At 26.6% G+C, this 11,922-nt stretch carries 10 protein-coding genes and 1 riboswitch; of the genes, 6 read left to right on the forward strand and 4 right to left on the reverse strand.

Annotation, left to right across the window (positions count from 1 at the left end; all coding sequences use genetic code 11):
* Window positions 1-213: 213 nt before the first annotated feature.
* Window positions 214-1,026 (forward strand): hypothetical protein, encoded by an 813-nt coding sequence (locus B2W91_RS08235; RefSeq protein ID WP_291579968.1) that lies wholly within the window; start codon window positions 214-216, stop codon window positions 1,024-1,026.
* Between the two features lie 33 nt (window positions 1,027-1,059).
* Here the strand turns inward: B2W91_RS08235 and thiT are convergent, their stop codons facing one another.
* Entirely contained in the window at window positions 1,060-1,689 is a 630-nt protein-coding gene (gene thiT, locus B2W91_RS08240; protein ID WP_291579969.1) for an energy-coupled thiamine transporter ThiT, read from the reverse strand.
* Window positions 1,690-1,880: 191 nt separating this feature from the next.
* A riboswitch (TPP riboswitch) is annotated at window positions 1,881-1,981 on the reverse strand.
* Between the two features lie 55 nt (window positions 1,982-2,036).
* The gene (locus B2W91_RS08245) at window positions 2,037-2,216 is read right to left on the reverse strand and encodes a hypothetical protein (RefSeq protein WP_291579970.1); all 180 of its coding nucleotides are present in this window, start codon (window positions 2,214-2,216) and stop codon (window positions 2,037-2,039) included.
* A 223-nt stretch (window positions 2,217-2,439) separates the two neighbouring features.
* On the opposite strand from B2W91_RS08245, the gene B2W91_RS08250 reads away from it, so the two are divergent.
* Window positions 2,440-3,549, forward strand: coding sequence for a GGDEF domain-containing protein (locus B2W91_RS08250; RefSeq protein WP_291579971.1), 1,110 nt, complete (start codon window positions 2,440-2,442; stop codon window positions 3,547-3,549).
* 113 nt (window positions 3,550-3,662) lie between these two features.
* Here B2W91_RS08250 and B2W91_RS08255 read toward each other — a convergent pair whose 3' ends face one another.
* Complete coding sequence (locus tag B2W91_RS08255; RefSeq protein WP_291579972.1) at window positions 3,663-3,863, reverse strand: cold-shock protein; 201 nt, start codon at window positions 3,861-3,863, stop codon at window positions 3,663-3,665.
* A gap of 330 nt (window positions 3,864-4,193) precedes the next feature.
* On the opposite strand from B2W91_RS08255, the gene nrdD reads away from it, so the two are divergent.
* From nrdD to nrdG, 4 genes are all read left to right on the forward strand, one after another.
* Window positions 4,194-6,314 (forward strand): anaerobic ribonucleoside-triphosphate reductase, encoded by a 2,121-nt coding sequence (gene nrdD / locus B2W91_RS08260; protein WP_291579974.1) that lies wholly within the window; start codon window positions 4,194-4,196, stop codon window positions 6,312-6,314.
* A 163-nt stretch (window positions 6,315-6,477) separates the two neighbouring features.
* Complete coding sequence (locus tag B2W91_RS08265) at window positions 6,478-7,557, forward strand: ArsR/SmtB family transcription factor (protein ID WP_291579975.1); 1,080 nt, start codon at window positions 6,478-6,480, stop codon at window positions 7,555-7,557.
* Between the two features lie 195 nt (window positions 7,558-7,752).
* The gene (locus B2W91_RS08270; RefSeq protein WP_291579976.1) at window positions 7,753-9,345 is read left to right on the forward strand and encodes an ABC transporter ATP-binding protein; all 1,593 of its coding nucleotides are present in this window, start codon (window positions 7,753-7,755) and stop codon (window positions 9,343-9,345) included.
* 252 nt (window positions 9,346-9,597) lie between these two features.
* On the forward strand, window positions 9,598-10,110 hold the full coding sequence (gene nrdG, locus B2W91_RS08275) for an anaerobic ribonucleoside-triphosphate reductase activating protein (RefSeq protein ID WP_291579977.1): 513 nt from the start codon (window positions 9,598-9,600) through the stop codon (window positions 10,108-10,110).
* A gap of 121 nt (window positions 10,111-10,231) precedes the next feature.
* On the opposite strand, the gene B2W91_RS08280 is transcribed toward nrdG, so the two are convergent.
* Complete coding sequence (locus B2W91_RS08280; protein WP_291579978.1) at window positions 10,232-11,677, reverse strand: UDP-N-acetylmuramoyl-L-alanyl-D-glutamate--2,6-diaminopimelate ligase; 1,446 nt, start codon at window positions 11,675-11,677, stop codon at window positions 10,232-10,234.
* Window positions 11,678-11,922: the final 245 nt, after the last annotated feature.

Here is an 11,922-nt window from a genome sequence, read left to right on the forward strand (position 1 = left end):
TTTGAATGGAAATAAAATAAAATCAAGTTTCTATATAAAAGATAAAAGTTATAAAGAAAATATCCCTATAATATTTGAAAATATAATGAAGACTTTTAAAATCAATTAATATTTGATTTAATATTATATAAGTATTATAATTTAAGATATAAAAAGTAAAGGAGAAGCAACATCCGCTTCTCTTTTATTAATTCTATAGCATGGAGGAAAATTGTGTATAAGTTAAAGAAGTATGTAACAGTATTATTAATATTTCTAGTAAATGTAGTTATATTTACTGGTTGTAGTGTACTAAAGAGTAATAACAATGCTTTTGAATTTATGAAAGAAAAAAAAGCAACTAGAATTACTATTCAAAGCACAAGAGATAACAGTTATAAATTTACTGTTACTGATGTTGGGGTAGCACAAGAAATATATAAAATTCTATCAAGTGCTAAAGAAGTTGATACAAAAAGTCCACTAGAAGCAGATTATATTTTTGAAATTCATGAAGGACCTAATGAGATTCATAAATTCAATTATATTGCTGGATTAGACAAAAATGATGGTGCAAATTTTTATAATGATGATAAAAGCTATATAGTATCAAAACGACTTGATAATGATATAATTAAAAATTTCTGGAATATAAGAAAACCTATAGATTTTCAAAAAATTTATTATGATACAATATATGAGGCAGTAGACATGTATAAAAAGAGCAAAGAAGATAATCCTAAAATGGGAATTAATATGAATTCAGATTTAGAGATGTCAAAATTTATTTTGTCTACTGATTTATTGAACTTTGAGCAAAGGCTTAATAAACTGTCTGATGTATCCTTGGTGAAAGATGGTAATACGGAAGATTTTGGTACAGTAGTGAATATAAATACTGAAGGGTATACTCTTACAAAATACAAAGCAATAATTACCTTTAAGGGACATGCTGGTGAGCGTGAAACTAACTATTATGCAGTTAATGAATATGAAAAAGGTGAATGGAAAATACAAATATACGAAAAGAAACCAGAAAATTTTTAAATTAAAGAGCCTAGGGAGTTCCCTAGGCTCTTTTTAAGCTCTTTTAAGTTCTCTTTGTAGTCTTTCAAGAGGAAGAACTGTTAATATTAATACACAGATTAATCCATCAAAGAATACATATGAGATATTGTATAAGAATGAATATACTAAAGGAGACATACCTTCTGGTGCATATGTGGCCCAAAATATAAAGCCGGAAATAAAGTGGAACACAAATCTTAGCGAGGTACCGAAAACTGTCCCCCATAATTTATTACTCTTAATTAAGCCTGAAAGACCTATTGCCATAAATGGTAGTGCATAATCAAATAATATCTGTACAGGATGAAGTATTTGAGCTGGACCAATTATAAAATCTAATACTCCTCTTAAAAATCCAGTTAAAACCCCTACCACAGGACCATAAATATAAGAAATGATTATGATTGGAATCATACTTCCCAAAGTAACACTTCCACCATATGGCGCATTAAAAGGCTTTATAAGGCTAAGTGCTAAAGACACACCTAAGGCTACACCAATTTGAGTTATCATAGATGTAGAAAATTTAATTTTTTTAATTCTTGTAAAAGCAATAATTATTATTAGAACGCCTATTAATGTAAAGATTGTAGTACTATTACTTAAAATTTTTGATAAGTTTTCTTGTAATGCATTTAACATAGTTAAACATCCCCCCATTTACTTTAGGCATCCAAAAGAAAATGATAAATTTAAGATGCCTTCATATATTAAAAATAAAGCTACTTTAAAAATGTACATTAAAAAAATATAAATCTAATAACTACATATTATAAAATGCTAAATATATAAAAAACCTTATGCCAATATAGGCATAAGGTATATTAATTTCTATTTTAATATAGACGCTTTCCTACGCTGGCATTATCCAGTTCAGGTACAAGGGTTAATGAATTGATCATCTCTCAGCCATAAGGCACCCCTAGCAATTTATTAGATTTTTATTACAAGTTCATTATATTATGTAACTAAAGAAAACACAATAAAAATTATAAGAAATCTGCTATTTTATTATTTAACATAGTTGAAGAATTAGAAAAAGATATAGCGACTTTATCACCAACCTTTATATGATTAGGAAGTTTACTTACAGCGACATTTATGGTTATACCATCTGTAAGTTCTACAAATGCATCTGCACTATTCATATCTATTACTTTGCCAAACATTAAATCATCCTTTCAACTGTATTATAAATTTTATATTAGACTAATAAATAAAATTAATTTGAATATATATTGAGAAGATTTTCGAAAGTTTTGTATAGATATAAATTTAGAATTAGTTTTCTAAATTTATATTTATATATTATTTTTCTCTTTTTTATAGCAAATATTCACAATTATTCTGTATAATTAAGAATAAACATATATGTTAAAAAGTGGGGTTAATATGTTGACAAATAATTTACTAGTAACATTGATTTGGGGACTGATATTATTATGTGTTATGGAGGGGTGTATAATATATAGATATAAAAAAAGTTCAAGAGAAAGAGAAAAAAGAAAAGAAGTTTTATATGCTGTAAGTGAAAAGATAATTTCACTTAAAAATGAAAAAGAAGTCTATGACCTAATATTAAATACGGCTATAAAACTGGTGCCTAAGGCATCTAAAGGTAGCTTACTTAAAATAACAGAAGAAGGAAATGGATTTAAATTTATATCTCTTTATGGATATTCCGATGATTTAAAAAAAATAATATTAAAAAAAGAGGAAATATATCTTCATCAAATAAATAATTTTAAGGATATTGCAATAATAAAAAATCCTAAAAAATTTAATGAAGTTTACATGGATCCTTCAAAAAAGCATATGTTTATTTCAACAGAATCTTTAAATATACACAATACTTTAAGTGCGCCTATATATTTAGATGGAGTTTTAACTGCAATATTAAATTTAGATAGTACTGTTATAGAAGAGGCCTTTTCGAGTGAAGATATACGAACAGTAAAGTATATATTGAATGAATTTAGATTAGCAGTTAGAAGTCATTTCATTCAAGGAAAGTTAAGGGAAAAAGCAACCTATGATAGTTTGACTTGTCTTTATAGCAGGGGTTATTTAGAGCAGATAATAGAATATTATCTTAACGAATTTTATAATAAAAACTACACAAGCGCTATAGTTTTCATAGATATTAACAATTTTAAATATGTCAATGATAACTATGGACATACTATAGGTGATGAATTATTGATAAGATTTTCTCAAGCATTAAAATCTCATATTAATAGCACTAATTTATATGGTAGGCTAGGCGGAGATGAATTTTTAATATTATTAGATAGGTGTAGAGAAGATGAGGCAATTGAAATTATGGAAAATTTAAGAGAGATGTGCAAAAATCATAGAGAGCAAGACTATATTTTAGATTTTAGTTACGGAATCTTTGAAATAGTTGGGGGAGAAAAATATGATTTTAAGAATATAATTTGTAATGCAGATAAAAAGATGTATAAGAATAAAAAATTTAATAAAGAAAAAGAAATAGTTTAGTATACTGACTAACTAGTTCTTGAATATTACTTAAGTTATAAACACCCTTCATAACAATATGAAGGGTGTAGCTATTTATAAAGAAATAAAAATATTTAATTATATAAGCTAGATTATAACTTAACAACGTTAGCTGCTTGAGGTCCTCTAGAACCGTCTACAACTTCAAATTGTACTTTGTCACCTTCTTCTAAAGTTTTGTATCCTTCTCCTTGAATTGAAGAGAAATGAATAAATACATCTTCCTCACCTTCAACTGATAGAAAACCAAATCCTTTTTCGCCGTTAAACCATTTAACTGTGCCTGTTTTCATTTAAATTCCTCCTGAATAAAAAATTTCAATTGTTATGATTTTTACCATATTTACCAAAGTTTAAGCTTAATATGGTTATAATTAACGTTAAATTTTAACTATAGATATAGCTTGAGCATTTTTAGAAAGTTTTATACTTTAGATTAGTAGATATTTTAAATAAATATTTATGTCAATTATAATGTTAACATGAAAAAAGGAACAATTACAAGTTAAATGTAATTAATAAACCATAGTCCATTTTCATAGATATTTTTATAAATTGATATAATTTTTTTAGTAGAGTATAATTATCCGAGTGCAATATGTTGTGTTTTAGGAGGGTAATTTATGCTATATGTTGTTAAACGAGATGGTAGAAGGGTTGAATTTAACTCTGTTAAGATAACAAATGCTATTAAAGGATCAGCAGATGAAATATCTTATAATTTATTAGAAAGTGAAAAAATAGAGTTAACTCAAAAGATAATAAAAAGAATAGAGAATTTAAATGTAGAAGAATTAACAGTAGAAGAAGTCCAAAATATAGTACAGAGTACTTTACTTGAAAATGGTCATAATCCTATAGGTGTTGCTTATGGAAATTATAGAAAAGAAAGAACTAGGATTAGAGAAATAAAGTCTGATTTGATGAAAGCTATAGAGCAAATAGGAGTAGAAACTGATAGAGATAATGCTAATGTTGGAAACAATTTTAGTTCTAAGCTACTTAGAATAGCTAGTGAATCTAATAAATGGTATAACTTATCTACTATGCCTAAGCACCTATCAAAAGCCCATGAAAATGGAGATTTATACTACCACGATTTAGATAGTTATAATTTAACTATAAACTGCTTGCATATCCCTACTAAAGAAATTTTAGAAAGAGGTTTTAACACTGGATATGGTTATTTAAGAAAGGCTAAGCGTATAGATTCGGCAGCAGAACTTTCTTGTATATTACTTCAGTCTACTCAAAACGATATGTTTGGAGGACAATCCCATGCAGATTTTGATAATGACTTAGCTGCTTTTGTAGAACCAACAAGAGAAGAAATAAGAACGGAATTAAAAGAATTAGGAATACCAGAAGATATATTAGAAGAAGCAGTAGAAAAAAAGTTAAGAAGAATAATAGAGCAATCCATGCAAGGAGTTGTCTATAACTTGAATACAATGCATTCTAGAGCAGGTAGTCAAGTGCCGTTTTCTTCCATGAATATAGGAATACCTGAAAGCAAAGATGCAGCACTTATATGTGAAATATTCTTAAAGGAATACGAAAAAGGATTAGGTCGTGGAGAACAACCTATATTTCCTAATATAATATTTAGAGTTAAAAAAGGTGTAAATAGGGAAGAGAATGATCCATATTTCTATCTATTTAAACTTGCATGTGAAGTAGCTAGTAAGAGAATGAATCCTACTTTCATGAACATAGATTCTGATTTTAATAAAGTTTATTATGATCAAGGAATAATGCCAGCAACTATGGGATGTAGAACTTATGTAATGAGCAATTGCAATGGAGAGCCAGGGACGAAAGGTAGAGGAAATATAGCACCAACTACAATAAATCTTCCAAGAGTTGGGATACTTGCAAAAAGTGATGTGAAAAAGTTCTTTTCATTACTAGAAAATAGATTGGAACAAGCAAGTGAAGCATTAATGCATAGATATAATGTACTTAAAAAGCTTAAAATAAAAGATTTACCTTTTGTTGCAGGTCAAGGACTATTAAAAGGATCAGAAGGATTATCACAAGATGACTCAATTGAACCAATATTAAAGCAAGGTACCTTCGCTATAGGTTTTATAGGACTTGCTGAAACTTTAGTATCCCTAACTGGAAAGCATCATGGAGAAGATGAAGCTTCAAGAGCATTAGGGGTTGAAATAATAACTTTTATAAGGAATTTTACAGATAAACTAACTAAAGAGACTGGATTAAATTGGGGTTGTTATGCAACACCAGCAGAAGGATTAAGTGGAAGGTTTATATTACAAGATAAAAAGATATTTGGAGAAATAGAAGGGGTAACGGATAAGGAATATTATACAAATAGTTATCACGTACCTGTAGGATTCCCAATATCTATAATAGATAAAATTCATATAGAAGCACCATATCATAAAGTTTGTAATTCAGGTCATATAAGTTACCTAGAAGTTGATGATTATCCAAATGGTGATAATATAATGGATATAATTAAGTATGCATATGAAAATAGCAATATAAGCTATTTGGGAATTAATTTTCATATAAAATATTGTAAAGAATGTGGTACTTATTTGGACAGTGAAAAGTTTGAGTGTACAACTTGTGGAAGCACTAACATTCAAGGTGTATCTAGGGTAACAGGATATCTAAGCTTAGATGAAAGATTTGGACCAGGAAAATACCATGAGAGAGAAGATAGAATCTCTCATACAGAAGATCATAAAAAAGTTTATAATGTATGTAGGTAATAAATAATTGAAAGTACCAAGGATTTTCCTTGGTACTTTTAATTATTAGTGTTAAGGAATAAAATATATGTTAAGAGTTAAAAGCAAAGATTTATTTTTAGCTTTCTAGATTTGATGTATAATTTGTATAATAAATTTAATAGATTTAATAGAGGGGAAAAATATGAAAATTATATTTGATGAAGCTATAGGGAAATTTAATGATTTAGTTTTTAGTTTATATATGTTAGAAAATATGAATTTAATGCATGAAATTACTAATGAATATGGAATAGAATTAGATAAGGATATAGTTAGATTTATAGAAAATGTAGGTAAGTGGACGGGATTAGATAGAGAAAAGCTAAGATTCTTTTTTCATGATTATAATAATGGTACTCAGCTTGTGAGCATAGGAGGGGCAACTTTAGGTTATGAAGAACATAGAATAGATAATTTTAATCAAGTATTAATGGATATAGAAAAAAAGGAAGACGAAGAGTTAATAAAAAATTTAATTAAGTCTATTTTATATTCAATCATAGGTAACTCTAATTTAGTAAATGAAAAGTATAAAGAAATTTGCTCAAATAAACGTGATATTATAGAATATATTAAAAATTTATCCTATACTCCAGAAGAAAAGTGGAATTTATTTTTATTTATAGATGAACCTAAGAAATATGCTTTAGAGCTTTGCAATTTTTTAAAATTATATAGACCCATATTTGAAAAGTACTATAAAAATTTAGATAAAATTAGAGAAAAATTTAATAAGTATTTAAAAGAAAAAATAGAAGGCGAAGGTATAGAATATTTAAATAATCTATCTAAAGTAATTCCATATAAACAGTTTGAAAAAATATATATATATCCATTATACATAGGATTTTGTTCTATTAATTATAATATGGTAGATGAAAAAACTATTTTTTTGGGAATAGGTTTTAAATATGAAGACTCTGTTTTAAAAAGATTAAAAGACAATGATGAATATGACAAATATAATTTGATCTTAAAAGTGATTTCTGATAAAAGCAAATTTAATATTATAAAATTACTAATGGAAAGAGAAATGTATGGAATGGAAATTGCTGAAAAATTAAAACTTACAACTGCTACAGTTTCTCATCATATGTCTCAATTATTCTTAGCTGAAATAGTACTAATGGATAAACAAGAGGGAAAAGTATATTATAAATTAAATAAAGAAACCTTAAAAAGCACAATCAAATATCTTAATAATCAATTCAAATTGGATTAGAATAGAAATTTAAATTAAAAATAATCATGATGAAATGTAACTGTCATCATGATTATTTTTTTACGTGGAAGTTAATATTATATTAGATAAACATCTAATAAACATATAGACAAATACCTAATTAAATTAGTATAATATTACCATGATAACTATCTAAGTGTATATTAGATTAATATCTAAAAAGGGGGAGTTTTTATGAGAAAATATTTATTCCGGTATAAGGGCTTGTTTGTTATTACTGCTATTATGGCAATTTTGGTGAGGGCAATTGATGTTTGTATAGCTTTTATCTTTAAGTATATTACAGATGTGGCACAGGCAGGAGATATAGAAGGTTATAAAACTATTGTTTTAGTAATGGCAGGATATTTTATTCTAAATTCTTCAATAAGTATTATAGGAAAGAATGTACAGCATCATTATATTAAAAAGACTATGATATTCTTAAAGATGGACATATTTTCTAATATTCTTAAAAAAGATATAAAAGATTTTAATGGTGATAATAGTGGGAAATATATTTCTCTATTATCCAATGATGTGTCTTTAATAGAAAATGATTATTTTACTAATATATTTGAAATTATACGAGTAATCTTTGGATTTATATTAGCAGTAGTAGGTATGGTAACTTTAAGCATAGAAATAACCATATCAGTTTTTTTATTAGGAATTTTAAGTTTTTTATTACCACAAATATTTGGGGAAAAATTAAATAAATACAGAAGTGAGTATTCTAATAGTCAAGGAGTGTTTATTTCAAAGGTTAAAGATATACTTCTAGGATTTGATGTGATAAAAAGTTTTAATGTTGAGAAGAGAATGATAGAAGAGTATAACAAATGCAATAATGATGTGGAAAGTAAAAAAAATAAGTTTAATATTTTTGAAACACTGGCAGGAGGAATAGCAATTTTTATGGCTTATGGAATATTTACAGCGGTATTTGGAATTGGCTCTTATTTATGTATAAAAGGAAAAATTACCATAGGGACAATGTTTGCTTGTGTTCAATTATCAAATAATGTAACTCAACCAATTATGATGAGTATACAATATATAAATAAAATTAAATCCTTAAAGGATATTTCAGCTAAGATTGAAAAACTTAGTGAAGATACAGGAGAAGATAAATTATTAATAGAGAAAACTCAGTTTAATAAGGAAATAGCGTTTGATAATATTAGCTTTAGTTACGATAAAGAAAGAAAAGTACTAAATAGTATCAATCTATGTTTTAAAAAAGGCAAAAAATACGCAATAGTAGGGGCTAGTGGTGGAGGAAAGTCTACTATATTAAAACTATTATTGAAGTACTATGAAAACTACAGTGGAAATATACTAGTAGATGGGATAGAACTAAAAAATATAAGTAGTGAAAATCTTTATAAATTGGAAGGAATAATTCAGCAAAATGTATTCATATTTGACGCTAATCTTAAAGAAAATATAACACTATTTGGAAGTTATAGTGATAGTCAGATAAATAGAGCTATTGAGATATCAGGATTAAATCCATTATTACTTAGATTAAAAGATGGATTTAATAGTGAGCTTGGAGAGAATGGTAACCTGTTATCTGGCGGTGAAAGGCAGAGAATATCAATTGCAAGAGCGGTTATTAAGAATACACCGATAATGCTATTAGATGAAGCTACTTCTTCCTTAGACAATGAAACAGCTTATGCTATAGAAAAAACTCTTGTAACTATGAAAGATATAACTTCAGTTGTTGTAACTCACAGGCTTTGGGGGGACATATTAAAAGAATATGATGAAATNNAATAATAGTAATGAAAAATGGAGAAATAGTTGAACAGGGAAATTTCTATGAGTTACTACAGTTAAAAAGATACTTTTACGGACTTTATTATATATCTCAAGGTGAATATGAAGAAAAAGAAATTATATAAAAGGAGCCAGAAATAAATTTAGTCACGAATTTTTCTCGTATATTTATGATAAAATAATATTAATATAGTTTGATGGATTATATTAATAATTTGGAAAAAAAATTATAGGTATATAGGTGATTAAATAATGAATAAAACAGTAAAATTAGCAGGAATAATACATGAAAGTTTAACTAATGGACCAGGTATGAGACGAGTTTTATTTGCTCAAGGATGTATGCATAATTGTAAAGGTTGTTTTAATACTCATACTCATAGTTTTAATGATGGTGAAGCTTTTAATATTGATAATATTATTAATGATATAAAGAAAAATCCATTAATTAAAGGAGTTACCTTTAGTGGAGGAGATCCTGTAGAACAGGCAGAAGCTTTTTCACAAATAGCTAAAGAAATTAAGAAATTAAATAAAGATATATGGTGTTATACAGGATATACATTTGAAGAAATTTTAAAAAATAGTGACAAAAAAGTAGAATTGAGAGAATTAATTGAAAACATTGATGTCCTTGTAGATGGAAAATTTGATATTAGTAAAAAGGATGATAATTTAAAGTATAGAGGATCATCAAATCAAAGAATAGTGGATGTAAAAGAGAGTTTATCAAAAGGAGAAGCTATTGTAGTAGAAGGATATTAGGAATTATATAGCTAGTTTAAGAGCTGTAATTGTTAATTATAGATTTATGTAAGGAAATAAGAGTATAAAAGACTACTTAATTGCAATTAAGTAGTCTTAATAATTTTTTTATATAAATTATTTATATTCTTTTTTCTAGAAAGTCTATTGCAACCTCTTCATCTGTAAAATATAGTGTTCTATCTTTAATTTTCATAGAACTTTCATGACCACGACCAGCAATTAGAACAATATCATTCTTTTTAGCAATTGAAAGTGCCTTTTTAATTGCAGCAGGTCTATGTATTTCTATAGAATAATTATCAGAAGATATACCACTTTTAATGTCATTTATAATTTCTTCTGGATCTTCATTTTTAGGATTATCTGTAGTAATTATAACGTGATCACTTAAATTAGTAGCAATTTGTCCCATAATAGGGCGTTTATCTTTATCGCCATTGCCTACACAACCAAACACAGTTATTATTCTTCCATTAATATAAGGTTTTACTGTATTTAATATTTTTTCTATAGCATCAGGGGAATGGGCAAAATCTATTATTATTTTGTAATCAATAGGATATTCCTCACATACATATTGAAATCTACCTTCAATTGTAGGAAGATTTTCAAGAGAGACTTTTATTAAATCCAAACTTACACCTTCTAAGATTCCTACCATAGAAGCAGCTAAAGCATTATGAATATTATATAATCCTGCTATCTTTAAATTAATAGGTAAAGAGCTTTCTTTATAATTAAGATAAAATGAGGAACCTTCTAAGGAAGAATATAATATTTTAGCACTTAGTGAACTGTTATTTTCGAATGAGTAAGTGTAATGATTTTTAAATTCAACTAAAAGTGATTTGCCGTACTCATCATCTATATTTATAATTGAATTCTTAGAATTTATAAATAGGATTTTTTTAGATTGGTAGTAATTATAAAAATCTCCATGAAAATCTAAATGGTCATGAGTTATATTAGTAAATACTCCATATTCAAAAGTGATCCCGTAGGCTCTCTTTAAAGCTAAAGAGTGAGAGGAGATTTCCATAATACAGTGGGTAATATTATTGTCTACCATTTCTCTTAAAAGTTTATGAAGTTCTAAAGACTCAGGTGTTGTTTTATCTGTTTCAATTTTTTTATCACCTATATAATTACATATAGTACCTATTAATGCTGTTTTGAATCCTGCATTTTTAAAGATATTTCTTATCATATAACTAGTTGTAGTTTTCCCATTAGTACCTGTTATTCCTATTATCTTAATATTATTTTTAGGATTACCATAGTAATTAGATGACATAATAGCAAGGGCTTCTCTTGTATCATCCACTTTAATTACTGTAACATTATGAGCAATTTTAATGTTTTTATTGGTTATTATAACAGTTGCTCCTTTTAATACAGCATCATCTATGTATTTATTACCATCATCTAATGTTCCGCTTATACATATAAATACGTCATTAGAAGTTATCTCTCTAGAGTCATATTTCAATTTATTTATAGATATGTCTAAAGTTCCTTGAATTAATAAGTACTCTATTCCTATCAATATATCCTTTAATATCATGCTCTCACCTTCTTCTATTTGCATATTATTATGTTGTAATTATATATCATATAAATTTATTTATGAAAAACATGAATTCAATAAAATAAATTATATCCAATACATTATAATAAATAATAAAATTAAACAAGTTAAAAAACTATGACATTATTATATAAATGCTTTATAGGGGGTTCCCTAATGAAAATTTAACTTATGCATGTTAATTTCCATAACAAAAGTTCTTTTCTATGAATGAAGAATTA

It is taken from the genome of Clostridium sp. UBA6640 (assembly GCF_002455975.1).
GTDB lineage: Bacteria > Bacillota > Clostridia > Clostridiales > Clostridiaceae > Clostridium_J.

Excerpts from the sequence above, each read along its gene's own strand:
- thiT (WP_291579969.1), bottom strand. The coding sequence starts at position 1,689 with ATGTTAAATGCATTACAAGAAAACTTATCAAAAATTTTAAGTAATAGT.
- B2W91_RS08245 (WP_291579970.1), bottom strand. The coding sequence starts at position 2,216 with ATGTTTGGCAAAGTAATAGATATGAATAGTGCAGATGCATTTGTAGAA.
- B2W91_RS08250 (WP_291579971.1), top strand. The coding sequence starts at position 2,440 with ATGTTGACAAATAATTTACTAGTAACATTGATTTGGGGACTGATATTA.
- B2W91_RS08255 (WP_291579972.1), bottom strand. The coding sequence starts at position 3,863 with ATGAAAACAGGCACAGTTAAATGGTTTAACGGCGAAAAAGGATTTGGT.
- nrdD (WP_291579974.1), top strand. The coding sequence starts at position 4,194 with ATGCTATATGTTGTTAAACGAGATGGTAGAAGGGTTGAATTTAACTCT.
- B2W91_RS08265 (WP_291579975.1), top strand. The coding sequence starts at position 6,478 with ATGAAAATTATATTTGATGAAGCTATAGGGAAATTTAATGATTTAGTT.
- nrdG (WP_291579977.1), top strand. The coding sequence starts at position 9,598 with ATGAATAAAACAGTAAAATTAGCAGGAATAATACATGAAAGTTTAACT.
- B2W91_RS08280 (WP_291579978.1), bottom strand. The coding sequence starts at position 11,677 with ATGATATTAAAGGATATATTGATAGGAATAGAGTACTTATTAATTCAA.